Origin of the sequence: Agromyces ramosus, assembly GCF_030817175.1 — a bacterium.
In the GTDB taxonomy this organism is placed as follows: Bacteria; Actinomycetota; Actinomycetes; order Actinomycetales; family Microbacteriaceae; genus Agromyces; species Agromyces ramosus_A.
The window spans coordinates 1,622,245-1,645,726 of the sequence record NZ_JAUSYY010000001.1 but is presented as its reverse complement, the minus strand read 5'-3'; the positions used below and the strand labels follow the sequence as shown (position 1 = coordinate 1,645,726).

Sequence of the window (23,482 nt, the reverse complement as noted above, 5' to 3'; positions counted from 1 at the left end):
CGGATGCCCGCGCTCAGTGCGCGGTCGTGACGCCGAGGAGGTCGTGCGTGAGCACGGCCGCGACACGAGCGCCGGCTCCGGCGGCGACGATGAGCTGCTGTGGCCCCGGGCACGCGGCGTCGCCCGCGGCGTAGAGGCCGACGATGCTCGTGCGCCCCGAGGCATCCGTCACCAGGTGACCGTCGGCATCGACCTCGGGCGCGACGCCCGTGAGGAACTCGAGCGACGGATGCCACGCGGGCCGCACGAAGCCGCCCGCGATGGGCACGCGGTCGCCGTCGGCGAGGCGCACCGCTGAGACGGTGCCGCGCTCGCCCTCGAGGTCGTCGATCGGACGGCGGTCGACGCGGATGCCGCGACTGGCGAGATGCGCCTCCTCGGCGACGTCGACGACCGGCGCGCCGCCCGTGAACACCGTCAGCTCATCGGTCCAGCGTGAGATGAGGAGCGCGCGGGTGGCGAGGTCGCCGGTCTCGCCGATGAGTGCGAGGGGGCGGTCGCGCAGTTCCCAGCCGTCGCACGCGGCACAGCTGAAGAGCGTCATGCCGTAGTAGGCGCGGATGCTCGGGATGGTGGGCAGCGTCTCGCGGAGTCCGGTGGCGACGAGTACGGAGCGGGCGGCGACACGGGCGGGTGCGCTGGCGCCGCGGCCCGCAAGCGTTGCGAGGAAGCGTATGCCGTCGGGGGCATCCGTCACCGAGGCGAGCGTCGAGACGGGCGTGCGCGCGGCGATCTGCACGTCGGGGTAGGCCGCGAGCTCGGCCAGCCCGAGCTTGCGCAGCTCGATCGGCGGCACGCCGTCGCGCGTGAGGAAGCCGTGCGAGCGCAGCGTTGCCGCGTTGCGGGGGCGTCCGGCATCGGCGAGGAGCACGCTCGCGCGAGCGCGGCCGAGGTTCAGCGCGGCCGAGAGGCCCGCGGGTCCGCCGCCGATGACGAGCGCGTCGACGACGACCTCTGCGCCCGGCGCCTCAGCCATGCGCCTCGACCTGCGTCGGCAGCGCGGCGACGAGCGGGTGGTCGAAGTCGAGCATGCCGGTCTTCGCGGCGCCGCCGGGTGAGCCGATCTCGTCGAAGAACTCGACGTTCGCCTTGTAGTAGTCGGCCCACATGTCGGGCAGGTCGTCTTCGTAGTAGATCGCCTCGACGGGGCAGACCGGTTCGCAGGCGCCGCAGTCGACGCATTCGTCGGGGTGGATGTACAGCGACCGCTCACCCTCGTAGATGCAGTCGACCGGGCACTCGTCGATGCACGCGCGGTCCTTCACATCGACGCACGGCAGTGCGATGACGTACGTCATGACAGTGCGAGCGCGCCGTCGCGCGAGATCGACACCTGCTCGTCGCGGGGCACGACCTTGATGCGCTCGCGGGTGACGGCGGCGACGGATGCCTCGCCGAGCGCGCGCTCGTGCGCGTCGAGCGCGAGCCAGCCGGCCCAGGTCGTGAACGGCACGCCGCGCGCCTCGAGCAGCTCGAGCACCTCGTCGCCGTCGGCGCCGGGCGACACGGCCGGTGCGGGCAGCGCGCCGGCCGCGGCATCCGCCAGCAGGTTCGCGACGGTCTCGAGCGCGTCGCCCTTCGTGTGGCCGATCAGTCCGACGGGCCCGCGCTTGATCCACCCGGTCGCGAAGACGCCGGGCAGCGGTGAACCGGCGGCGTCGAGCACGCGCCCGCCGTCGTTCGGGATCACGGCCCGCCGCTCGTCGAACGGCACTCCCGGCAGCGGCGAGCTCGCGTAGCCGACCGCGCGGTACACGGCCTGCACGGGGTACTCCACGAACTCGCCGGTGCCCTCGACGCTGCCGTCGCCGACGGGTCGCGTGCGCTCGAACCGCACGGCCTCGACGCGACCATCGCCGACGACCTCGACCGGTGCGTGCAGGAAGTGCAGGTGCAGGCGGCGGGATGCGGTCGGCTGCCAGTCGGCGGGCTTGCGCCAGCCGTTCAGCGTGCGGGTCATCACCTTCACCTGGTTGTTCGAGGCGAGCAGCTGCTCGGCGTGCGGGTCGTTCGCGGCGCGCTCGAAGTCGTCGTCGTAGACGATCACGTCGACGTCGGGCACCTCGCCGAGCTCGCGCAGCTCGATGGGGGTGAACTTCACGTGGGTGGGTCCGCGACGGCCGAAGACGTGCACGTCGGTGACGGGCGACGCCTCGAGCCCGGCGACGACGTTCGCCGGGACATCCGTCGGCAGCAGGTCCTTCGGATGCTTCGCCAGCACGCGCGCGACGTCGAGGGCGACGTTGCCGTTGCCGATGACCGCGATCGACTGCGCTTCGAGCGGCCACTCGCGCGGCACGTCGGGGTGGCCGTCGTACCAGGCGACGAAGTCGGCGGCGCCGTACGACCCGGGGGCCTCGATGCCCGGGATGTCGAGGGGTGCATCGCGCAGCGCGCCCGTCGCGAAGATCACGGCGTCGTACCGTGCGCGCAATTCCGCGACCTCGAGGTCGCGGCCGATCTCGACGTTGCCGATGAGGCGCAGGTCGCCGGAGTCGAGCATCTCGTGCAGCGAGTTCACGATGCCCTTGATGCGGGGGTGGTCGGGTGCGACGCCGTAGCGGATGAGCCCGTAGGGCGCCGGCAGCGACTCGAACAGGTCGATCGCGACCTCGCCGCCCGACTCGGCGACCTGGCGGCGGAGGATGTTGCCGGCGTAGATGCCGGCGGGGCCGGCTCCGCCGATCGCGACGCGGAGGGGACGGGTCATTGCTGCGGTGCCTTTCGATGGTGTGCGGCGGGCGCTTCGAGCGCCTCGGGTGCGTACGGGCTGAGGGTGACGACGTCGCCGACGACCACGACGGCGGGCGAGCGGATGCCCCGGCGGGCCGCCTGCAGTGCGATCGTGTCGAGCGTGCCGACGGTCACGCGCTGGCGTGGCCCGTAGCCGTCCTCGACGATCGCGACCGGGCAGCCCGGGCCGCGCTCGCCGCGGGCGAGGGTGATGGCGGAGTTCGCGAGCGTACCGATGCCCATCAGGAGCACGACGGTGTGGTCGCGTGCGCCGCCGAGCGCTTGGATCTGGTCGTGGCCCGTGACGACGGTGAAGGTCGTGGCGAGTCCGCGATGGGTGAGGGGGATGCCGGCGATCGCCGGCACCGAGATCGCGCTCGTGACCCCGGGAACGACCTCGACCGCCACGCCGGCGTCGCGGCAGAACGCGACCTCCTCGCTGCCGCGTCCGAAGATGAACGGGTCGCCGCCCTTCAGGCGTACGACGTGCTTGCCGTCGCGGGCGAGGGTGACGAGCAGCGCGTTGATCGCGTCCTGCGGCACGGCGTGGTGGCCGGGGAGCTTGCCGACGTCGACGACCTCGGCGCGCAGCGTCGGCCCGAACTCGTCGAGCACCGCGCGGGCGCCGAGCCGGTCGGCCACGATGACGTCGGCCGCCTCGAGGGCGCGCAAGCCGCGAATCGTGAGCAGGCCCGGGTCGCCGGGGCCGGCGCCGACGAGCGTGACGCGGCCCTTCCGCTCGTCGAGCGGCGCGGTCGCCTCGCCCAATTCAGGAGATTGGGACCCACGCGCGCTGTCACGTGCCTTTGCCTCCCAATTTCCTGCAGTACGGATGCGCTTGACGCGGAGCGCCGAGACCTGCGGTGCCGCTTCGCGGCGGTTCACTTCGTGCCTCCCTGGAGCAGGCCCCGGCGGCGGAGCATCCGCCGCTCGAGGGGGGCGAAGAAGACGAGCTCGATGAGGATGCCGATCGCGAGGATCACGAGGATCGTCGCGAGCACGCTCGCGAGGTCGGCGAGCTCGCGGCTCTGGTCGAGCATCGAGCCGAGCCCGAAGCCGATGGTGCCGCCCGTGGCGATGATCTCGGCGGCCATGAGCGAGCGCCACGAGAACGCCCAGCCCTGCTTGAGGCCGGCCACGTAGCCGGGGAGGGCGGCGGGGAGCACGACGAGGGCGGCGAGGCGTCCCGGACCCGCACCCAGCACCGTGCCCACCCGCCGCAGCTGCGGGGGCACCTGTTCGACGCCCGCGATGAGGCCGTTGACGATCGACGGCACGGCGCCCATGAGCACGACGAAGTACACCGTGGCATCCGTGAGGCCGAACCAGAGGATCGCAGCGGGCACCCACGCGACCGACGGCAGCACCTGCAGGCCCGAGATGATCGGGCCGATCGCGCGGCGCAACGGCTTCACCTCGGCGAGCAGCAGGCCCAGCGGCGTGCCGACGAGCACCGCGATGAGGAAGCCGAAGACGCCACGTTCGAGGCTCGTGACGACCGCGAGCTGCAGGCGCCCGCTCTCCCAGGCGTCGCCGATCGCGGTGGCGACGGCGAGCGGGCTCGGCACGATGTCGGGGCGGGGCTGCGCGATCACCACGTAGAGCTGCCACGCCGCGACGAGCGCGACCACGAAGAGGATGGGCGGCAGCACGCTCGTCGTGAAGCGACGCCAGAAGCTCGGGACGCGATCAGGGTCGGTCTGCAGGCGGTCGAGGCCGGCTTCGAGGCTGCGGAGGTCGTCATGGGCGGATGCCTCGGGGGTGCGGGCCTCCGCCTCGAGCACTGCGGTGTCATGCGGCATTTCGGCGGATCTCCTTTCGGAGCTCGTCGGTGATCTCGATCGAGAGCGCCGCGACCTCGGGCGACTCGATGCGGCGGCCGGATGTCTCGGCGATGCGCCACTCGCCCGCGACGCGTCCGGGGCGGCTCGAGAGCAGCACCACGCGCTGCCCGAGCCGTGCGGCCTCGCGCACGTTGTGGGTGACGAACACGATCGTGCGGCCGGTGCGGCGCCACACCCGTTCGAGCTCCTCGTGCAGGAGGTCTCGGGTGATGGCGTCGAGCGCGGCGAACGGCTCGTCCATGAGGAGCACCGGTCGGTCCTGAGCCAGGGCGCGAGCGAGGGCGACGCGCTGTCGCATGCCGCCCGAGAGCTCGTGCGGGCGCTTCTCGGCGGCATCCGCGAGGTTCACGGTGTCGAGCAGTTCGAGGGCTTCGCCGCGCCGGGCCGAGCGAGCGACGCCGCGGAGGCGCAGCGCGAGCTCGACGTTCTGCCGAGCGGTGAGCCAGGGCATGAGCGCCGACTCTTGGAACATCACGGCGGCGCCCTCGGCGGGCACGTCGATGCTGCCGCTCGTCGGTCGGTCGAGTCCCGCGATCAGGTTCAGCAGCGTCGACTTGCCGCAGCCGGAGGCGCCGAGCAGGCAGACGAACTCACCCGACGCGACTTCGAGGTTCACGTCGTCGAGCACGAGGGGGCCGGCGCCGAAGCGCTTGCCCACCTGCTCGATGCGGATGGCCGTCTGCCCGCTCATGGGTGCTCCTACTCCTCGCCGAGGCCGCCGGCCGAGACCGGGTGGCCGCCGTCGGCCTCGAGCAGCGCGTTGAGGAGGCGTAGGTCGAAGAGCCCGTCGATCGAGCCCTCCTTCTGCGTGCCGGCCTCGAGGCCGTTCTCGACGAGTGCCGCGAAGGTCTCGGCGTGCGGGTCGACCGAGAAGGTCACGTGCTCGAGTGCGCGGGTGATGACGTCATCGGCGAGCGGCTTGCCCGTCTCCGCCTCGAGGGCGGCGTTGATCACGGTCGGCGCCTCGTCGGCGTGCTCGTCGAGCCAGGCGACGGATGCCACGTGGCCCTCGAGCAGCGCCTCGACGGTCTCGGGGTGCTCGGCGAGGAACTCGGCGCGCACGAGCAGCACGGTCGTGGGGAACGCACCGTCGTCCCAGAGGTCGGCCTCGTCGACGAGCACGTGTGCGCCGTTGCCGCCGTCGGCGAGCAGGCGCGAGACCCACGGTTCGGGGAGCCACGCGCCGTCGATCCCGCCCTGCTGGAACAGGGTGAGCGTCTGCGCGTTGTCGGTCGGCGTGATGTGCACGTCGCCGCCGCCCGTCGTGTCGGTCTCGAAGCCCTCGCCGGCGAGCCACGAGCGCAGCGCGACGTCTTGCGTGTTGCCGAGCTGCGGCGTCGCGAGCGTCGTGCCCTCGAGGTCGTCGGCCGAGTCGATGCCGTCGCGCACGACGAGCGCCGCGCCGCCGGTGGCGGCACCGGCGACGATGTGCGCCGACTGGCCGCCCGACTGGATGAACGTGTTGATCGACGGGTTCGGGCCGATGTACGTGGCGTCGATCGCGCCGGCCGAGAGGGCCTCGATCGCGGCTGGCCCGGCGTTGAAGACCTGGGTCGTGAGCGTGGCGTCGCCGAGCGCGTCGGCGAAGAGGCCCTCTTCCAGGCCGACGAGCGCCGGCGCGTGGGTGACGTTCGCGAAGTAGCCGAGGCGCAGCTCGGCGGCTGGCTCGGTCGAGGCGTTCGCCGAGGCATCCGCCCCCTCACCTGCGGCCGCCTGAGGAGCGCATCCGCTCAGGGCGAGCACGGCCGCGGCGACGATCGCGATGGCCAGCATCATGCCGCCGACGAGTCCGAGGCGGGAATTGACGCGTGATGATGCGGTCATGCTGCTGCTCCTTCGGTGTCGGTGGTGGTCGTGCTGGTTCCGGCGGTGCCGGCTTGGTGGGTCACCGGTGCGGTGACGATCCCGGCGGCGAGGGTGGCGCCGCTCTGCGGGTCGATGACGAGGAACGCGCCCGCGCGGCGGTGCGCGGCGTATTCGTCGACGGGCAGCTCGAACGCGAGGCGGATGGTCGCCTGTCCGATGTCGTTGACCTCGAGCCCGTCGGCCGGTTCGAGGGCGAGCGAGTCGAGGTCGCGGCGGCCGTGGATGGTCGCCACGATCGCCTGCACGGTGCTCGTGCCCGACTTCACGAGCACGCGTGCGCCGGGCCGGAGCGGCGTCGCGGCGAGCCAGAACAGCGAAGCGTCGAGCTCGCGGCGCGGCGCCGGCAGTGCGCCGGCGGCCACCACGACCGCACCGCGAGCGGCATCGAGCTCGTCGGCGAGGCGCAGCGACACGGATTGCGGGGCGGATGCCTCGTCGAGCTCGCGCGGCCCGGCGTCGATGCCCGTGACGGTCGTGGTCGCGCCGCCAGGGAACACCTGCACGGCGTCGCCGACCCGCACGGTGCCCGACGCGATGCGGCCCGCCACGGCGCGATAGTCACGGAAGAGCTCGGGGTCGTCGACGCCGGGCGCCACGGCGCCCTGCGGGCGGATGACGAGCTGCACCGGCATCCGGAGCGCCTCGAGCTCGGTCTCGAACTCATCGAGCGAGGGCAGCGACTCGAGCAGCTCGAGCAGGCTCGGCCCGGTGTACCAGGGCGTGTTCGCCGAGCGGTCGACGACGTTGTCGCCCGCAAGGGCCGACACCGGGATGACGTGCGCCTCGGGCAGGCCGAACTCGCGCACGAGCGCGGAGACATCCGTGGCCACCGTCGTGAAGGCCCGCTCGTCGTAGCCGAGCAGGTCGATCTTGTTGACGGCGATGATCACGTGCGGCACTCGCAGCAGCTGCACGACCGCGAGGTGGCGGCGGGTCTGCTCGAGCACGCCCTTGCGCGCGTCGATGAGCACCACGACGGCGTCGGCCGTGGTCGCGCCAGTGACCATGTTGCGGGTGTACTGCACGTGGCCGGGGCAGTCGGCGAGGATGAACGAGCGGCGGCCCGTCGAGAAGTAGCGGTAGGCGACGTCGATCGTGATGCCCTGCTCGCGCTCGGCGCGGAGCCCGTCGGTGAGCAGGGCGAAATCGATCGCGCCCGGCTCGCCGCCGAAGCCGCGCTCGGCGGAGGTGCGGGCGACCGACTCGAGCTGGTCGGCCAGGATCGCCTTCGAGTCGTGCAGCAGGCGGCCGACGAGCGTGGACTTGCCGTCGTCGACGGAACCGGCGGTCGCGAAGCGGAAGAGCGTGCTCTGGGCGGGCGTCGTATGCGTGGCGTCGGTCATCAGAAGTACCCGTCCTTCTTGCGGTCCTCCATGGCGGCCTCGGAGATGCGATCGTCGGCGCGGGTCGCGCCCCGCTCGGTGATGGTCGACGTGGCGACCTCGGCGACGACGTCGGCGACGGATGCCGCGTCGGACTCGACCGCGCCCGTGCAGCTCATGTCGCCGACGGTGCGGTACCGCACGGTGCGCGTCTCGACGACCTCGCCCGGACGCGCGGGCGACACGTCGCTCACGGCGCGCCACATGCCGTCGCGGCGGTACACCTCGCGCTCATGCGCGAAGTACAGCGGCGGCAGCGCGATCTGCTCGCGCTCGAGGTAACGCCACACGTCGAGCTCGGTCCAGTTCGAGATGGGGAACGCGCGCACGTGCTGGCCGACGGTGTGACGACCGTTGTAGAGGTCCCAGAGCTCGGGGCGCTGGTTGCGCGGGTCCCACTGGCCGAACTCGTCGCGGAGGCTCAGGATGCGCTCCTTGGCGCGGGCCTTGTCTTCATCGCGGCGGGCGCCGCCGAAGACGGCGTCGTGCCTCCCCGCCGCGATCGCGTCGAGCAGGGGCTGCGTCTGCAGCGGGTTGCGGGTGCCGTCGGCACGCTCCTGCAGGCGGCCGTCGTCGAGGTAGTCCTGAACGGATGCCACTTCGAGACGGATGCCGAGGCGCGCGACGGTCTCGTCGCGGAACGCGATGACCTCGGGGAAGTTGTGCCCCGTGTCGACGTGCAGCACGGGGAACGGCACGCGCGCCGGCCAGAACGCCTTGGCGGCGAGGTGCAGCACGACGACGGAGTCCTTGCCGCCGGAGAAGAGCAGCACGGGCCGCTCGAACTCGGCGACGACCTCGCGGATGATGTGGATGGCCTCGGACTCGAGTGCGTCGAGCGCGTCGAGCTGCGTGCTCGTGGCGATCGTGTCGGTGGCGCTCATAGGTGCAACCCGCATTCCGTCTTGGCGAGGCCCGCCCAGCGGCCCGACCTCGGGTCTTCGCCCGCGGCGACGGGCTTCGTGCACGGCTCGCAACCGATCGAGGGGTAGCCGTGCGACATCAAAAGATTCACAGGCACCTGGTGCACGCCCGCGTAGTCGGTCAGCTCGTCGAAGCTCCACGCGGCGAGCGGGTTCACCTTGACGAGACCGTTGCGGTCGTCCCACTGCACGAGCGGGGTGGTCGTTCGGGTGGGCGCCTCTTCACGACGCACACCCGTGAACCACAGCTCGTAGCCCGAGAGCGCCTGCTGCAGCGGGGCGACCTTGCGCATGGCGCAGCACTGCGCCGGATCGCGGGAGAACAGCTTCGCGCCGAACTCGGCTTCTTGCTGCGCGACGGTTCGCTCGGGCAGCACGTCGACGACCCGCACGTCGAGCGCCCGGGCGACCTCGTCGCGCGTGACGTGCGTCTCGGTGAAGTGGTACCCCGTGTCGAGGAAGAGCACGTCGATGCCGGGCAGGCGTTCGGCGACGACGTGCGGCAGCACGGCGTCGGCCATCGAGCAGGCGATCGCTGCGGCATCCGTCGCGAAGTGCTCGGCGACCCAGGCGACGACTTCGGCAGCGGATGCCTCGTGGCCGGTGAGGCTGCCGAGTTCGACGTTGCCCGCCTCGGCGATCGCCCGCAGCTCGTCGCGCGACCGCAGCGTGGCGGCCCGGGGGGCGAGTGACACGCTCATCGCAGCTCCTCCTCGTCGACGCGGTGCGCCCATTCGGCGAACGTCTCGTCGGCCTCGGCGTCACGGCTGTCGAGGAAGCGCTTGACGACCCGCTCGACGTAGTCGGCGATGCCGTCGGCGGCCACCTTGAGTCCGCGAACCGTGCGGCCGAGACCCGCCTCTTCACGATCGGCCGTCGCGAGCCCGCCGCCGAGGTGCACCTGGTAGCCGGGCACCTGCTGGCCGTCGTCATCCATGATCAGCTGGCCCTTGAGGCCGATGTCCGCCGTCTGGATGCGCGCGCACGAGTTCGGGCAGCCGTTGACGTGCAGGCTGATCGGGTGCGGCAGGTCGAAGCCGTCGAGCGTGCGCTCGAGATCGAGCACGGCCGCGGTCGCGAACGCCTTGGTCTCGACGATCGCGAGCTTGCAGAACTCGATGCCCGTGCAGGCGATCGTGCCGCGGCGGATGAGGCTCGGCCGGGCTGAGAGGCCGAGCTCGTCGAGGCCCGTGATGAGCGACTCGACGCGATCTTCGGGGATGTCGAGGATGACGATCTTCTGGTGCGGCGTCGTGCGCAGGCGCGATGAGCCGTGCGCTTCGATGAGTTCCGCGAGCCTGGCGAGGGTCGGGCCCGAGACGCGGCCGACGATCGGCGTCGCGCCGACGTAGAACCGGCCGTCCTTCTGGCGGTGCACGCCGACGTGATCGCCGTGCGCGAGCGGCTTGGGCGCCGCGGGGCCGTCGGGCAGCGGCGACTCGAGGTACTCGGCCTCGAGCACCTGGCGGAACTTCTCAGTGCCCCAGTCGGCGAGCAGGAACTTGAGGCGCGCCTTGTTGCGCAAGCGCCGGTAGCCGTAGTCGCGGAAGATCTGGGCGACGCCGTGCCAGGCCTCGGCCACGCGGTCGGGGGCGACGAAGACGCCGAGGCGCTCGGCGAGCCGCGGCGTGGTGGAGAGCCCGCCGCCGACCCACAGGTCGTAGCCGATGCCGAGTTCGGGGTGAGCAACCGCGACGAACGCGACGTCGTTGATCTCGTGCACGACGTCTTGGCTGGGGTGGCCGGTGATGGCCGTCTTGAACTTGCGCGGAAGGTTGGCGAGCGTCTCGTCGCCGATGAACCGGCTCGTGATCGCGTCGATCTGCGCGGTCGGGTCGATCAACTCGTCGGCGGCGATGCCGGCGACCGGCGAGCCGAGCACCACGCGGGGCACATCGCCGCAGGCCTCGGTCGTTCCGAGTCCGACGGCCTCGAGGCGCCGCCAGATCTCGGGCACGTCCTCGACGCGGATCCAGTGCAACTGCACGTTCTGGCGGTCGGTGAGATCGGCGGTGTCGCGCCCGAAGTCGATCGAGATGTCGGCGATCACGCGAAGCTGCTCGGTCGTGAGCTGCCCGCCGTCGATGCGCACGCGGAGCATGAAGTACTCGTCTTCGAGCTCGTGCGGCTCGAGGGTCGCGGTGCGGCCCCCGTCGATGCCCGGCTTGCGCTGCGTGTACAGGCCCCACACGCGGAAACGGCCGTGCAGGTCGGTTGGGTCGATCGACGCGAACCCGCCCTTCGAGTAGAGCTTCTCGATGCGGTCGCGCACACTCAGGCCGTTGTCGGCCTGCTTCCACTCCTCGTTGCCGTTGAGCGGAGCGGTGCCGTCGATCTTCCATTGGCCGTTCGGACGGCTCGGGGGCCGCGGCGGGCGCGCCTCGGCACGGTGCGTGGTGGTGCTCGCTTCGCGCAGCGTCACGTCTGCCTCCCCGATGGTGCTCGGTCTGTGTCGTCTGGTTCTGTGTCATCCGGTCCTGTGTCAGCCGGACGTGGCGGGTTCGCCGCCGATGGGGAGACGCTAAGCGAGGCGGGCGGCAGCGGCACGTTCGTGACGACTGCCCCTGTCACGCTGCGTCACGGCCCGTCGCAGTGCGTCGCATTGCGTCACAGTCTTGACACCTTGGCCGGGGGCAGGCGGCCGGATGCCGCGTCAGCCGCTCACGCGCTCAGCGCCGCAGCCACCTCGAATCGTGCCCGTCCGCCGGGCCGAGGTGTACGGTGCGGGTCGATGTGCGGCGGTGGGATGAACCAGATCCGGTTGCGATCGCCGCGAATCTCGCATCCGTGACGATGGATCTGGCGGTGGCAGAAGCTGCACAGCATCACCCCGTTGCCCGTCAATCACTAATGTGACCTCTATGAAGACGGTGAAGTCTGCAGCAATCTACGCCCGCATATCGAGCGATCAGACGGGCGAAGGTTTGGGTGTGGCACGCCAGCTCGAGGACTGCCGCCGACTCGCCGCCGACCGAGGCTGGACCGTCGCCGCCGAGTACGTGGACAATGACGTCTCCGCTTACCGGGGCAAGCAGCGACCCGAGTACGCCCGAATGCTCGCCGACATCGAAGCGGGCCGCATCGATGCAGTCGTCGCGTATCACCAGGATCGGCTGACGCGCCGCCCGATGGAGTGGGAGCAGTTCGTTGAGCTGTGCGATCGGGCCGGGGTCGAACAGTTGGCGACCGTCACGTCGGATATCGACTTCGGCAATGACAACGGCATGCTCGTTGCCCGGATCACGGCAGCCGTCGCGGCGAACGAGTCCGCCCGGAAGTCGGCGCGCATCAAACGGAAGATCCAGCAGAACGTCGAGCAGGGCAAGCCGAACGGCGGGGCACAGCGCCCGTTCGGGTATGAGCCCGACAAGCTCACGGTCCGGGAATCCGAGGCCGAGATCATTCGCCAACTGGTGGCTCGGTTCCTCGCGGGTGAATCGCTGCGGTCGCTGGTGACGTGGATGAACGAGCAGCAGATCCCAACAATGGCGAAGGCCGCGGAATGGCGCACGCCGACTCTGCGCCAGATCCTCGCAGGCGGGCGGATCGCCGGGATCCGGGATCATCTCGGCGAACCCGCCGGCCCCGCAGCGTGGCCGGCGATCATCAGCCCGGGCGAGCACGAGCAGATCCTCGCTACCATGCGATCGAAGCAGCGCACCGGGCGCCGAGCACCCCGCCGCTACCTGCTCAGCGGGCTCCTCCGATGCGGTAAGTGTGGGAATCGGCTCTACAGTTCCGCCAGGCAGGATCGCCGCCGCTACGTGTGCATGTCCGGCCCCGATCACGGCGGTTGCGGCGGGCTGACCGTTGTGGCCCAGCCGGTCGAGGAATGGATCGCGGCTGCCGTGCTGCTCCGGCTGGACACCCCCGCAATGTCCGACACCCTTGCCGGACGCGCCGCCGCAGATGAACGACACTCCGCACTCGTGACCGAGCTTGCGGCGGCACAGTCAACGTTGAGCGAGCTCGCCGAGATGTTCGGTACAGGCGAGATCTCCCGAGCCGAACTCCTCGCCGCGCGCAAGCCCGCTGAATCACGCGTGGTCGCTGCACAACGACAACTCGATCAGATCAGCGGAACCCACGCCCTCGATGGGCTCGTCGGGAATGGCGCCGCGCTGATGGGCTCGTGGGATCAGCTGAACCTCGACCGGCAGCATGCGATCGTTCGTGCCGTCGTGGAGCACGCGACGATCCTTCCGGGCAGGTCAGGAGCCCGAACCCTCGACCCTTCCCGCATCGTTCCCCACTGGGCCTCCTAGGGGCTCCGGGGTCGCGGCGGCGCCCCTCCGGGGCTGCACGCCGCGTCCCCCGGACGCCCCGAGCAGCACCCCGAGCCGGGACACGATTGCCGGATCTGTCAGGTGCACCGGCACGCCTTGTGCCACACACGAGGCGACCAACCATGCCCGCACTGATTCCAGATCAACGTTGAGCATCAGCGGCCCCACTGAGCCCAGATCGCGGGAGCGCCCTGCCAGTCCGGATTCTCCGACGACGACCACCGGGTGAACGGGTCGCCGCCCATCAACTCCGATGCCTCATCGACCACGGCCTGCGCCGACGTGCCCGTGAGGCCGATCCGTTCGGGCTGGAAGCCCTGCGCGACGTCATACCGATGCAAGCCCAGGTCACGGGCGACCGGATCCGCGAACGTCTTTGCAACGTACTTCGACAGGTACGTCGCCGCGATGCGGGCCTCGGACAAGGCGCCCGCACCGACCGGCAGGTCGCCGATCAACTTGATTCCGATGTACCCGTGACCCCACGCCTCATCGATCAGCCGCCGCTTGATGTACTTCCCCACCGCGAAATGCGCATGCAGCCCGTGGTTGGTCTTGTGCCACTCCGGCACCCACGCATACGGCAACGGGTTGCCGCCCAGACCATCCCGGAGGTTCCGGAAGAAGTCACCCAGATGTTCGCGGAGCAGCGCCGGGTCATGATTGCCCACGCCGCGATACGTCAACGTGCCCAGTCGGTTCAACCGGTTTGCAGCGCAGTACCGACGAAGACGTGACCTCGCACGCCGACCTGCCTCCGCTATGGCGCGTTCGGGATCCTTCGCTGCGCCTCGTGCGACGTACTCCGGAACGTGGCGCACTGAACGTTGGAACGAGCCGCCGCCCTCGCCTGCGGTTGGGCAGAGCGTGAAGGACCAACCCGCGTCCGGGCGTGCGAGAAAGGACAGAGATGAGGGTGCGGGAGAGACTGACACGAGAACCCGTTCGATGGCGCCGACAAGAGGTCGGCCCAAACGGGGATGGGTAGCTTTCGCGCGACGGGCACTGGCCGATTAGTGTCGCGCAGCCCTCCCAGACAAGGGCTCCTCGCTCAGTCTCATTTGTCCTCCCGACGGGATCTGGGATGCCCCTTAACCGAGATTGGTTCCAGTAAACCCGAGCCCACCGACATTCATCAACACCACGAGCGGGGCACAAACTGCCGCGCGTTCACCCCCTGGCGGGGGTGAACGCTTGCCGACGACGGCGTTACAGGACTCCCGAGTTATGTTGCAGATTCAAGTCAAGGGCGCGCCTAGGGCGCGTTCTTAGGACATCAGTCCGATTGCCCTCGCGTAGTTGCGGAGCTTGCCGAGCACATAGTTGGAGATGGCTGCTTGCCCAGTCTCGGTCCGCCACATGATTTCGAGACGAATCCGATCGTCTCCGCGCCGGAGAAGCACGTCGCTTTGAAATCTGAAGTCGCTTCCGATCTCAACTTCCAGTTCATATGAATCCGCTAGCCCAGTTTGAACAACTGCTTCGCCGATCGCGCGGTTCAATAGCCCGTCCCTATTCTGCGCAATGCTCGCGAGGCCTCGGAAGGCTGTCAGTGTGCTGCTGCCAGCTCGCCCGCCCCGCCGACGCGTGCCCAGTGAATCCCCATTGAGGATGAGCCCGAGCTGACTTGCCCTCAGCCGTTCGGAGGCCGAAGCGTCTCTGCTAACCGAAAGGCCCTGGGCTCGCATCTCGGCACGAAGTGCGTCGTCAGCAAACGTGCGTGCGATGGCCAAAATCGCCAGCATCTCGATGTGCAAGATCTTGGCGTCGAGAACCGTACCTAGGATGCCGATGGTGTCCGGCTGCGACCGGATCTCGGCTACGACGTTTGCGTTTGTAGCGGTCAGCAGCCGATCCACGTCCGCATACGCGAATCCGCCGCGCGTCAGTGCAGCCACGTCGCCCTCTGGATCATTTCCTGCGATCACGACAGTCCAGACACGAGGCTGCTCGTTTGCTAGCAGTTCGCGCACATGAGCGCCGTTCTGAATCAGCTTCGCCCGCAGGAGTGTCAGGTAGTCACCGACAGTGGGTGCCGCCGACACCAAGTCCTGAGCCTCCTCCTGAGAAACACCCAGCGCAGTAAGGGAAGCACCTTCGTTGAGTGCGCCGACTGTCCGCTCAGCAATCTGGATGTATGTGCTTGGATCTGGCCCCGTGAATTGGACGACCGGATCCGCGGACATAAGCGCGAGGCCGCCGAGCCGGTTCCCGAGTGCGAGAAGCGCGTCCGTCAAGTCATCCGTGTTTGTCGGCCACACGACAAGGGTGTTCAAGCCAGCGGGCGACCTCACAAATGTGTTGATCGCGTGCATCGACGCCTCCAATGCCGCCTCGCTGACATCGAGCAATGCTTCACGACCTTCGATCACCACGATGCGAGCGGTGGGCGACGGAGGGGTGGTGCGCAATTCAGTCCCGATGTCCGCGTCAAAAGGGATACGAATCGTTGTCACCGGGCTTCGAAAGAGGCCAACAGTATCGAGGAATGTCGATTTGCCGGAGCCAGGAGCGCCGCGGACGATCCAGAACCCTCCACGGCGGGCGCCCCTCATGTCGGTGAAGCGCTCCGAAAAGCGAGACAGAGTGCTCTCGACGGGAAATACAACCGACTGCAACTGCCCGGTCCCCACCTCGCGGAGCTGCTCGAATCGATCGGGCACGTAAAGCTCTTCGCGACCAGCAATTTCCGCCATGCCGTCAGTATGTCAATACAGGCGCGCTGACAAGCCATGCACGATGAGGGCTTTTTGACGATTGACGCTATTACGGCACCGAGTGGTGCCCGATCGCTTTCATGATGTCGCCCAGCCAGACCGAGGCGAATGAGATCGTGTGCTTGCTCATCCCTGCACGCTCTTCGTTCAGGTTGTCCCACGACTCCGACAACTGTCCGATGGTCAATTCCGGCGGCGCGCTGACGTCGTAGATGTCCGACGCGGGCACGGACCAGAAGTAGTCGGCTGGAATAGTGACCGTGCCGCCGTTCTCCTCCTCCACGTGATCAAGAACGCGGTCAATTGCTCGTCGCAGCTCAGACAACTCAATTTTCAGGTTCCAGTCGTCGCTCATTCCTCCACCTCTCGATTGCGTGAGTCTCCTGTGGCAAGGCAATCATGGCGGAACTCGCACGGGGTGTATTAGGAATTGACGCCGTTGCTGAGGTCGGTCGGCCCGGTGTCGCGTTGCCACCAGCGGATGTGGTGCGCGTGCGCGTAGGTGATGTTGTGGCCGCAGGATGCACAGCCGCCGTCGCGTTCGGCGAGGGCGAGGCGCTGAGCGCGCGTGAACAGGCGAGCGGTGCGACCGAGGTCGAGCGGGAGGCTGTCGCCCCCGAAGACCGCTGGGATGAGTTCGGCGTCGGCGGCCATGCGACGCGCCGTGGCGGCGGAGACCGGCTGGTCGAGCCCGTCGATGGTCGCGTGACCGAGCGCACCGGTGAGGCTGTCGAGGCTCATGCGCACGACGACCGTCGTCTTCACGAGCGGGGTGAGGGTCTGGGTGCAGCCGAGCGCGTGCAGGGCGAGCGCCGCAAGTGCATCGGCCTGCATCTGCGGGATCGATCGCGGGTCGTCGATGACCGGCGACGTGTCGCAGGCAGTGGGCTCGCGGCGGAGCACGTCGCTCACGAGCGCATCGATCGCCGCCTTGACCGGCGCGGCCGTTTCAGGGTCGAGCCGAGCATGCAGGTGCAGCATGCCGTTGCCGTCTTCACGCATCGTGAGCGATCGTGCTCGGCTGAGGAGCTCGTCGCGTGGTTCGACGCCGTCGTGGTCGAGACGGGCTTCGGCCTCGCGGACTCCGCGCAGGAGCAGCTCGAGCGGCGCGTTCGCGGCAAGCTCGACGAGTGCGGCTTCTACGACGTCGGCGATGACCGGGTCGGCTCGGAGCGCGACCCGGTTGAGCATGCCCGTGATCGCGGCAGCGGCGTCGACACTGATCACCGCGTCGTGCAGGGCGGCGGCCACGTGCGGATGCCTCGACGGCAGCCGCTCTGCGCCGAATGTCAGCCGCTCGGCGGTGGCCGCGCCGACCGCGACGAGTCTCGCAGCGTCGGCACGCGACCCACCGAGCGATGCCGCGATCAGCCGCGCCGCGTTGTGGAAGCCGTGCGTCTTCGCGAGGCCGGCGTCGCCGAACTCCGGGCCCGACCGCCGCGCGATCTCGCCGGCGGCCCGGGTCAGGATCGCTTCGATTTCGCGATGGATGCGAGCGAGCCGGTCGGTCACCTCGACCAGGCCGGCGTCGCTCATCTGCTCGAACTCCGCCTGCGTCGAACCGGCGATGGCACCGAACGCGGGCAGCGCCCCTGCCCACCCGTCTCGCAGCGCCGCGAAGTCTCGCTCGAGTTGGTGGAGTGGCTGTTCCATGCTTTGATCCTGCACCCATCCACCGACATTCGAGTGCGCCAGAAATAGCGGTTGATCAGCGCTTATGCTGTGGACAAGTCTGTCGCAAGTGGGCATGTGGAGGACAAGTCGATCTTGACCTTGGTGGAAAGTACTTGCCAAAATGCGTCCGCGCACCTGGTTGCGGCTGACGCCGAGCGGCCACGCCGCCTTCTCCCGTCACCTCGACGCGCTGCGCGACATCACGCAAGAAGACGCCCGCTAGACGACCGCCGCGTCGTAGCGGTCGAGCACGATCTCGACGAGCTCGTGCGGCACCGGCGCGTGGACGACCAGCAGCGGCCGCGTGACGACGTCGGCGCCCGCGCGCTCGGCGAGATCCTGGAAGTACCCGGGCGCAAGCAGGTAGCTCGCGACGACGACGCGCGCGCCCGGGGCATCCGCTCGTGCCGCGGCGACAGCGTCGGGCAGCAGCGGCTCGGCCGCCGAGAGGAACCCGATGCGGATGTCCCGACCGGATGCCGCGGCGAGCCGCTCGGCCATGTCGCGGCAATCACGCACGGCGCGCGCGTCGCTCGAGCCGGCGACCGAGAGCACGACGGAGTCGTCGTCGCGGACGCCCGCCGCGGCGAGCCGTCGCGCGAGCACCGCCGCGAGCCGGTCGTCGGGGCCGAGCGCACCGGCGAGCACGACGCGCCGCCCGGACCCCGCGGTATCCGCGATCGCTTCGGTCAGGTCGACATGCACGTGGTACCCCGCCGACAACAGCAGCGGCACGACGACGGCGGGCTCGCCGGGGTCGAGCGACGCGAGCGTCGTCGGCACGTCGGGTTGCTCGACGTCGACGTGTCCGAGCCGAACGGTGGGCGTGGCATCCGGATGCCGCTCGGTGGCCGCGGCCACGACGGCGTCATGCAGCCCACGCACGGCGCGGCGACCCTCGGGCGACGAGGTGCCATGCGAGATTCCGACGAGGGCGGGGGGTCGTGCGGCCATCCGCCCATGCTTGCAAAGATGCGCGGTCGCTGCATCCGTCGCGACCATCCGTGACGCAGCGTCGGCGTCACGGATTGTCAGGTGGTCGCGTGCGGGCGTGCCTTTCGGGCGGCGTAGGCCTTCTTCATCTTCACGGCGTTGCCGCAACCCGCCATCGTGCACCATCTGCTCGACCGGTTGCGAGAGTGGTCGTAGTACGCCCAGCGGCACGAGTCACGAGCGCAGGCCTTCAGTCGAGCCCAGGTGCCGTCCTCGCTCGACTGGCGCACCGCATCGAGCATGCCGCCGAGCGCTTCGCGAATCGGGTCCGCGCTCGCAGGGACGAGGCCGAACGTCTCGGTCTCGCCGAATGACACGCGTACCGGCAGCTCTTCGAGCGCTTCATTGAGTCGTCGGATCGCCGATGCATCTGCATCGTGGCCCGCGTGCAGTTCGAGCACACCGCGAAGTCCCTCCCGCAGGGTTTTCGCGAAGTCGAGATCTTCAACTGTCACGGTGACCGCTGATCTCAGGAGCTGCCGCTCGACGAGCCACTCGCTGAGATCGCTCGGTTCATTCAAGCGCTCGTCGTCGACTTGGTACTCGACGGTGTTGACGAAGTCCCGCACGAGCCGGAGAGCCGGCGGGATGACGTCGTCTTCCTTCTGGAATGCCAGATCCGTTTGCACACCCATGACACCAGTATAAGCACTTGACAGGTGTAATTCCCAACGTCAAGCTGGTGACACCGGTGAATGCAAATAGCCGGTGTGACTAGGAACGGAGACGGGGCGATGTCAGCGATCGATGGAGCAAGCGGAAACGACGCTCGATTCCAGGCTCCCAGCGCGTCCGCAAGCGAACGCGGGGGAACAGAGCAGGAGCGATCCCGTCGACCGCGCTTCGCGGAGTGGCGCGCGAGACGACGTGAGACCAGGGCAGAGCGGCGCACCAGACGTCAGGAGTGGGTCGACCAGATCCCGCCTTGGGCGTTCGGGATACTGCACAGGTAACCGAGGTCCGTGCTGTGTCGATGCCGCCGCACACGCACCCAGCCGTGCCCGCTGCTGGCGATCGGATGCGCCGGGGCGGAGAATGTGGCGTATGTCCACGCTCAGCGACGAGTTCTCCGCATCCCTGCCGCCGTGGCTCGTCGACGAGCTGCCCGCGCTCGCCGCGGAGCCGCTCACCACCGCCGAGCAGCGCATGCGGCTCGCGAACCGCCTGGCCGACCGAAACTGGCGGGCGGGCAACGGCGGGCCGTTCGCCGCGATCGTCGTCGACGCGGCATCCGGTGCCCTCGTCTCGGTGGGCGTGAACATGGTGCTCGGCACGAACCTCAGCACGATGCACGCCGAGGTCATGGCGCTGAGCCTCGCGCAGCGCGCGCTCGGCCGGTGGGACCTGGGCGCCGACGGCGCCGAACTCGAGCTCGTCGTCAACTGGCGGCCGTGCGTGATGTGTTACGGCGCCGCCATGTGGGCGGGGGTGCGGAGCCTCGCGATCGCGGGCGAGGGCCGCGAGGTCGAGGAGCTCACGGGGTTCGACGAGGGGCCGATGCCGGCCGATTGGGTCGGCGAGTTCGAGCGTCGGGGCATCCGCGTCGCCGTCGGCCTCGGGCACGATGACGCGATCGAGGTGTTCCGCGCGTTCGGCGCCTCCGACGCGGTCGTCTACAACGCGCGCGGCGGTGTCTGAGCCGCCCGTCGAGCGTCTCGAGGGCGACCTGCTCACTTGAGCGACGGATGCCCCTGCGCCCGCGCATCCGCGTACGTTCACCCGGTATTCAGCGGAACAGCACGCCGGCGACGCCGGCGAGTCTTCCCCGCGGCCGACCGCTCGCCTAGTCTGGCGACGTCTCGGGAGTCATGTCGGCCTCCGCGCAGTGAGGCAGGGAGTCCTGATGATCCGCTCTGTTCGTCGTGTCACCGTCACCATCGCGGCGGCTTCGCTGCTCGCCGTCGGCCTGGCCGCGGCGCCGGCGTCCGCGGCCGAGCCGGCGGACGACCTGATCATCAGCGAGGTGATCGAGGGCACCTCCAACAACAAGGCCATCGAGATCGCCAATGCCACGGGGGCCGCCGTCGACCTCACCGCCGGCGGGTACGCGGTGAAGATCTACTTCAACGGCGCCACGACCGCGGGCCTGACGATTCCGCTCACCGGAACGGTCGCGGCGGGCGAGGTGCACGTGCTGGCGCAGTCGGCGGCGGGCCCGGCGATCCTCGCGGTCGCCGACCAGACCAACGGCGCCGGATGGTTCAACGGCGACGACGCCCTGGTGCTCATGCGCGGCGCGGTGATCGTCGACTCGTTCGGGCAGGTCGGCGTCGACCCCGGCACCGAGTGGGGCACCGGGCTCACCTCGACCGCCGACAACACCCTGCGGCGCGCAGCCACGGTGTGCGCCGGTGACACCGTCACGAACGACGCCTTCGACCCCGCCGCCGAGTGGGTCGGGTTCGCGACCGACACGTTCGACGGACTCGGCGCGCACACGGCGACGTGCGGCGACGTCGATCCGGCCGATCCCGTGATCAACGAGTTCTCGGCGAACACGGTCGGCACCGCCGACGTGGAGTACGTCGAGCTCCTCGCCGAGCCCGGCGCCGACCTCAGCGCCTACCGCGTGCTCGAGGTCGAGGGCGACGCGGGCACGAGCCTCGGCTTCGTCGACGAGGTGATCGCCTTCGGCGCTCCCGACGCCGACGGGCGTGCGCTCGCCTCACTCGCCAACGGCGCGCTCGAGAATGGCACGATCTCGCTCCTGCTCGTGCGCGACTTCGCGGGCGCACTCGGCAACGACCTCGACGCCGACGACGACGGCGTGCTCGACGCCTCCGCCGGCCTGACCGTCGTCGACTCGATCGCCGTCACCGACGGCGGCACGGGCGACCGCGCATACGGCACGCCGACTCTGGGCGTCGCCTACGACGGCCTCTCCTCCTTCCCGGGCGGCGCGTCACGCATCGCCGACGGCACCGACACCGACACCTCCGCCGACTGGGTGCGCAACGACTTCGACCTCGCGGGTATCCCCGGCAACACCGGCACCCTCAGCGAGGGTGAGGCGCTGAACACCCCAGGTGCGGCGAACGCCGTCGGTGACGACCCTGAGCCGCCCGGCGGCGCGAACTGCGAGGCGCCGTTCGTGACGATCGGCTCCGTGCAGGGCTCAGGCGCGGTCTCACCCGCCGCCGGCCAGTCGGTCGAGATCGAGGGCGTCGTCGTCGGCGACTTCCAGACCGGCGGCTTCAACGGGTACTACGTGCAGGACGCGGGCGATTCGGATGCCACGACCTCCGACGGCATCTTCGTCTACGCGCCCGGCGGGGTCGACGTCGCCGTGGGTCACGTCGTGCACGTCGTCGGCACGGTGAGCGAGTTCTTCGGCATGACCGAGGTCACGGCATCCGACATCGCCGTCTGCGCGACCGGCTCGGCACTGCCCGAGGCCGCCGCGCTGACGCTCCCCGCCGCGCCAGAAGCGTACGAGCCCCTCGAGGGCATGCGCGTGACCCTCCCGCAGGCGCTGACCATCGGCGAGACCTTCGAGTACGCCCGCTTCGGTGAGGTGACGCTCGGAACCGAGCGCCTGAACCAGCCGACCGCCGTCTTCGACGCCGGATCAGCCGAGGCGGTCGCGCTCGCCGCGGCGAACGCCCGCAACGCGATCACGCTCGACGACGGTCGCAGCGGCGAGAACCCCGACCCGGCGATCCACCCGAACGGCGAGGTCTTCTCCCTGACGAACACGTTCCGCAGCGGCGACCTGGTGACGAACGCCACCGGCGTGCTCGACTGGCGCTTCGACCTGTGGCGCGTGCAGCCCACCGAGGGCGCCGACTTCCAGGTCGCGAACCCGCGCCCCGCGGTGCCCGAGGTCGGCGGCACGACCACGGTCGCGAGCTTCAACGTGCTGAACTACTTCACGACCCTCGGCGACCGCGGTGCCGACACCGCCGCCGAGTTCGACCGCCAAGAGGCCAAGATCGTCAGCGCGATCTCGCAGCTCGACGCCGACATCGTCGGACTCATCGAAATCGAGAACAACGCCGACATCGCCGTGAACGCGCTCGTCGACGCGCTGAACGCGACGATGGGCGCCGGCACGTACGACGCGATCGAGACCGGCAAGCTCGGCACCGACGCGATCACGACGGCCTTCATCTACAAGCCGTCGGAGGTCGCGCTCGTCGGCGAGTTCGCAACCCTCGACTTGTCGGTCGATGCGCGATTCCTCGACATCCAGCGGCCGGCGCTCGCGCAGACCTTCACCGACCTCGAGACGGGCGGAGAGGTCACCGTGGCGGTCAACCACCTGAAGTCGAAGGGCTCCGGCTGTGAGGCGGTCGGCGACCCTGAAGACCCGAACGGGCAGGGCAACTGCAACGGGGTGCGCACCATGGCGGCCCAGGCGATGGTCGACTGGCTCGCCACCGGCCCGACCGGAGCCGAGCCGGGTCGGGAGCTCATCATCGGCGACCTGAACTCGTACGACCAGGAGGACCCGATCCAGGTGCTCACGGGCGCCGGCTACACCGACCTGCTGCTCCGCGACCAGGGCGAGTTCGCCTACTCGTACGTGTTCGACGGACAGCTCGGCTACCTCGACCACGCCCTCGCGGGCAGCGAGCTCGCCGACGAAGTCACCGAGGCCGCGGTGTGGCACATCAACGCCGACGAGCCGAGCCTCATCGATTACGACATGACGTTCAAGAAGGCCGCGCAAGACGCCCTCTACGCGCCAGACGCGTTCCGCTCGAGCGATCACGACCCCGTGCTCGTCGGACTCGACCTCACGCCGCCCGACACCACGGCACCCGAGCTCGACGTCACGGCCTCACCCAGCGTGATCTTCCCGCCGAACAACAAGTGGCGCACGGTGACCCTCGACATCGAGGCGACGGATGACTCGGGCGGCCCGGTGACCGTCGAGCTCATCGATGCGCAGGCCCACGGCTACAAGGCCGAGCTCTCCGTGGTGTCGAACACCGAGCTCGCGGTGCGCGCCCGGGTCGGAGCCGTGTACACGCTCGTCTACCGGGCCACCGACGAGGCCGGGAACTCCACGACCGACACGGTGACCATCCGCGTCGCCCCGTGAGAGGCGACTGACCCTCG

General features: G+C 69.7%; 21 protein-coding genes. 4 read left to right on the top strand and 17 right to left on the bottom strand.

The features are described 5' to 3' along the window. Window positions 1-13: 13 nt before the first annotated feature. From QFZ26_RS07685 to QFZ26_RS07635, 11 genes are all read right to left on the bottom strand, one after another. Window positions 14-976, bottom strand: a complete 963-nt coding sequence (locus QFZ26_RS07685; protein ID WP_307040825.1) for an NAD(P)/FAD-dependent oxidoreductase — start codon at window positions 974-976, stop codon at window positions 14-16. Then, window positions 969-1,298, bottom strand: coding sequence for a ferredoxin (gene fdxA, locus QFZ26_RS07680; protein WP_307040822.1), 330 nt, complete (start codon window positions 1,296-1,298; stop codon window positions 969-971). The genes QFZ26_RS07685 and fdxA overlap by 8 nt, the downstream gene beginning before the upstream one ends. After that, window positions 1,295-2,710, bottom strand: coding sequence for an FAD-dependent oxidoreductase (locus QFZ26_RS07675; protein WP_307040821.1), 1,416 nt, complete (start codon window positions 2,708-2,710; stop codon window positions 1,295-1,297). Before QFZ26_RS07675 ends, fdxA begins: the two co-directional genes overlap by 4 nt. Continuing rightward, complete coding sequence (gene cobA, locus QFZ26_RS07670; protein ID WP_307040819.1) at window positions 2,707-3,501, bottom strand: uroporphyrinogen-III C-methyltransferase; 795 nt, start codon at window positions 3,499-3,501, stop codon at window positions 2,707-2,709. Before cobA ends, QFZ26_RS07675 begins: the two co-directional genes overlap by 4 nt. A gap of 113 nt (window positions 3,502-3,614) precedes the next feature. Next, entirely contained in the window at window positions 3,615-4,535 is a 921-nt protein-coding gene (locus QFZ26_RS07665) for an ABC transporter permease (protein WP_307040816.1), read from the bottom strand. Then, window positions 4,525-5,268 (bottom strand): ABC transporter ATP-binding protein, encoded by a 744-nt coding sequence (locus QFZ26_RS07660; protein WP_307040814.1) that lies wholly within the window; start codon window positions 5,266-5,268, stop codon window positions 4,525-4,527. Before QFZ26_RS07660 ends, QFZ26_RS07665 begins: the two co-directional genes overlap by 11 nt. Before the next feature lie 8 nt (window positions 5,269-5,276). Next, entirely contained in the window at window positions 5,277-6,401 is a 1,125-nt protein-coding gene (locus QFZ26_RS07655) for an ABC transporter substrate-binding protein (protein WP_307040812.1), read from the bottom strand. Continuing rightward, on the bottom strand, window positions 6,398-7,786 hold the full coding sequence (locus QFZ26_RS07650) for a sulfate adenylyltransferase subunit 1 (protein ID WP_307040810.1): 1,389 nt from the start codon (window positions 7,784-7,786) through the stop codon (window positions 6,398-6,400). Before QFZ26_RS07650 ends, QFZ26_RS07655 begins: the two co-directional genes overlap by 4 nt. Further along, the gene (cysD, locus tag QFZ26_RS07645) at window positions 7,786-8,709 is read right to left on the bottom strand and encodes a sulfate adenylyltransferase subunit CysD (protein ID WP_307040808.1); all 924 of its coding nucleotides are present in this window, start codon (window positions 8,707-8,709) and stop codon (window positions 7,786-7,788) included. The genes QFZ26_RS07650 and cysD overlap by 1 nt, the downstream gene beginning before the upstream one ends. After that, complete coding sequence (locus QFZ26_RS07640) at window positions 8,706-9,449, bottom strand: phosphoadenylyl-sulfate reductase (protein ID WP_307040806.1); 744 nt, start codon at window positions 9,447-9,449, stop codon at window positions 8,706-8,708. Before QFZ26_RS07640 ends, cysD begins: the two co-directional genes overlap by 4 nt. After that, the gene (locus tag QFZ26_RS07635; protein WP_373460696.1) at window positions 9,446-11,170 is read right to left on the bottom strand and encodes a nitrite/sulfite reductase; all 1,725 of its coding nucleotides are present in this window, start codon (window positions 11,168-11,170) and stop codon (window positions 9,446-9,448) included. Before QFZ26_RS07635 ends, QFZ26_RS07640 begins: the two co-directional genes overlap by 4 nt. Window positions 11,171-11,609: 439 nt before the next feature. On the opposite strand from QFZ26_RS07635, the gene QFZ26_RS07630 reads away from it, so the two are divergent. Next, window positions 11,610-13,013: a recombinase family protein gene (locus QFZ26_RS07630; protein ID WP_307040804.1), complete on the top strand. Its 1,404-nt coding sequence runs from the start codon at window positions 11,610-11,612 to the stop codon at window positions 13,011-13,013. Window positions 13,014-13,189: 176 nt separating this feature from the next. Here QFZ26_RS07630 and QFZ26_RS07625 read toward each other — a convergent pair whose 3' ends face one another. The 4 genes from QFZ26_RS07625 to QFZ26_RS07610 form a co-directional block, all read right to left on the bottom strand. Then, a complete protein-coding gene (locus QFZ26_RS07625) occupies window positions 13,190-13,855 on the bottom strand; it encodes a rolling circle replication-associated protein (RefSeq protein WP_444876238.1) in 666 nt (221 codons plus the stop codon). A gap of 447 nt (window positions 13,856-14,302) precedes the next feature. Then, entirely contained in the window at window positions 14,303-15,730 is a 1,428-nt protein-coding gene (locus QFZ26_RS07620) for a hypothetical protein (RefSeq protein ID WP_307040800.1), read from the bottom strand. Between the two features lie 70 nt (window positions 15,731-15,800). Beyond that, the gene (locus tag QFZ26_RS07615) at window positions 15,801-16,106 is read right to left on the bottom strand and encodes a hypothetical protein (RefSeq protein WP_307040798.1); all 306 of its coding nucleotides are present in this window, start codon (window positions 16,104-16,106) and stop codon (window positions 15,801-15,803) included. A 68-nt stretch (window positions 16,107-16,174) separates the two neighbouring features. Next, the gene (locus QFZ26_RS07610; RefSeq protein WP_307040795.1) at window positions 16,175-17,404 is read right to left on the bottom strand and encodes a DUF222 domain-containing protein; all 1,230 of its coding nucleotides are present in this window, start codon (window positions 17,402-17,404) and stop codon (window positions 16,175-16,177) included. Window positions 17,405-17,546: 142 nt separating this feature from the next. Between QFZ26_RS07610 and QFZ26_RS07605 the strand changes: the two genes are divergently transcribed. After that, window positions 17,547-17,648 (top strand): hypothetical protein, encoded by a 102-nt coding sequence (locus tag QFZ26_RS07605; protein ID WP_307040793.1) that lies wholly within the window; start codon window positions 17,547-17,549, stop codon window positions 17,646-17,648. On the opposite strand, the gene QFZ26_RS07600 is transcribed toward QFZ26_RS07605, so the two are convergent. Further along, window positions 17,645-18,379 carry a sirohydrochlorin chelatase gene (locus QFZ26_RS07600; protein ID WP_307040791.1) on the bottom strand — a complete coding sequence of 245 codons (735 nt, stop codon included), beginning with the start codon at window positions 18,377-18,379 and terminating at the stop codon, window positions 17,645-17,647. The genes QFZ26_RS07605 and QFZ26_RS07600 overlap by 4 nt on opposite strands. Before the next feature lie 77 nt (window positions 18,380-18,456). Then, complete coding sequence (locus tag QFZ26_RS07595) at window positions 18,457-19,053, bottom strand: CGNR zinc finger domain-containing protein (RefSeq protein WP_307040789.1); 597 nt, start codon at window positions 19,051-19,053, stop codon at window positions 18,457-18,459. Between the two features lie 409 nt (window positions 19,054-19,462). Here QFZ26_RS07595 and QFZ26_RS07590 point away from each other — a divergent pair, with 409 nt between their 5' ends. Then, window positions 19,463-20,056 (top strand): nucleoside deaminase, encoded by a 594-nt coding sequence (locus QFZ26_RS07590; protein ID WP_307040787.1) that lies wholly within the window; start codon window positions 19,463-19,465, stop codon window positions 20,054-20,056. Window positions 20,057-20,261: 205 nt separating this feature from the next. Continuing rightward, window positions 20,262-23,465 carry an ExeM/NucH family extracellular endonuclease gene (locus tag QFZ26_RS07585; protein ID WP_307040786.1) on the top strand — a complete coding sequence of 1,068 codons (3,204 nt, stop codon included), beginning with the start codon at window positions 20,262-20,264 and terminating at the stop codon, window positions 23,463-23,465. Window positions 23,466-23,482: the final 17 nt, after the last annotated feature.

Coding starts and splice junctions, on each gene's coding strand:
- QFZ26_RS07685 (WP_307040825.1), bottom strand. CDS start 976: ATGGCTGAGGCGCCGGGCGCAGAGGTCGTCGTCGACGCGCTCGTCATC.
- fdxA (WP_307040822.1), bottom strand. CDS start 1,298: ATGACGTACGTCATCGCACTGCCGTGCGTCGATGTGAAGGACCGCGCG.
- QFZ26_RS07675 (WP_307040821.1), bottom strand. CDS start 2,710: ATGACCCGTCCCCTCCGCGTCGCGATCGGCGGAGCCGGCCCCGCCGGC.
- QFZ26_RS07665 (WP_307040816.1), bottom strand. CDS start 4,535: ATGCCGCATGACACCGCAGTGCTCGAGGCGGAGGCCCGCACCCCCGAG.
- QFZ26_RS07660 (WP_307040814.1), bottom strand. CDS start 5,268: ATGAGCGGGCAGACGGCCATCCGCATCGAGCAGGTGGGCAAGCGCTTC.
- QFZ26_RS07655 (WP_307040812.1), bottom strand. CDS start 6,401: ATGACCGCATCATCACGCGTCAATTCCCGCCTCGGACTCGTCGGCGGC.
- QFZ26_RS07650 (WP_307040810.1), bottom strand. CDS start 7,786: ATGACCGACGCCACGCATACGACGCCCGCCCAGAGCACGCTCTTCCGC.
- cysD (WP_307040808.1), bottom strand. CDS start 8,709: ATGAGCGCCACCGACACGATCGCCACGAGCACGCAGCTCGACGCGCTC.
- QFZ26_RS07640 (WP_307040806.1), bottom strand. CDS start 9,449: ATGAGCGTGTCACTCGCCCCCCGGGCCGCCACGCTGCGGTCGCGCGAC.
- QFZ26_RS07630 (WP_307040804.1), top strand. CDS start 11,610: ATGAAGACGGTGAAGTCTGCAGCAATCTACGCCCGCATATCGAGCGAT.
- QFZ26_RS07620 (WP_307040800.1), bottom strand. CDS start 15,730: ATGGCGGAAATTGCTGGTCGCGAAGAGCTTTACGTGCCCGATCGATTC.
- QFZ26_RS07615 (WP_307040798.1), bottom strand. CDS start 16,106: ATGAGCGACGACTGGAACCTGAAAATTGAGTTGTCTGAGCTGCGACGA.
- QFZ26_RS07610 (WP_307040795.1), bottom strand. CDS start 17,404: ATGGAACAGCCACTCCACCAACTCGAGCGAGACTTCGCGGCGCTGCGA.
- QFZ26_RS07605 (WP_307040793.1), top strand. CDS start 17,547: ATGCGTCCGCGCACCTGGTTGCGGCTGACGCCGAGCGGCCACGCCGCC.
- QFZ26_RS07600 (WP_307040791.1), bottom strand. CDS start 18,379: ATGGCCGCACGACCCCCCGCCCTCGTCGGAATCTCGCATGGCACCTCG.
- QFZ26_RS07595 (WP_307040789.1), bottom strand. CDS start 19,053: ATGGGTGTGCAAACGGATCTGGCATTCCAGAAGGAAGACGACGTCATC.
- QFZ26_RS07590 (WP_307040787.1), top strand. CDS start 19,463: ATGTCCACGCTCAGCGACGAGTTCTCCGCATCCCTGCCGCCGTGGCTC.
- QFZ26_RS07585 (WP_307040786.1), top strand. CDS start 20,262: ATGATCCGCTCTGTTCGTCGTGTCACCGTCACCATCGCGGCGGCTTCG.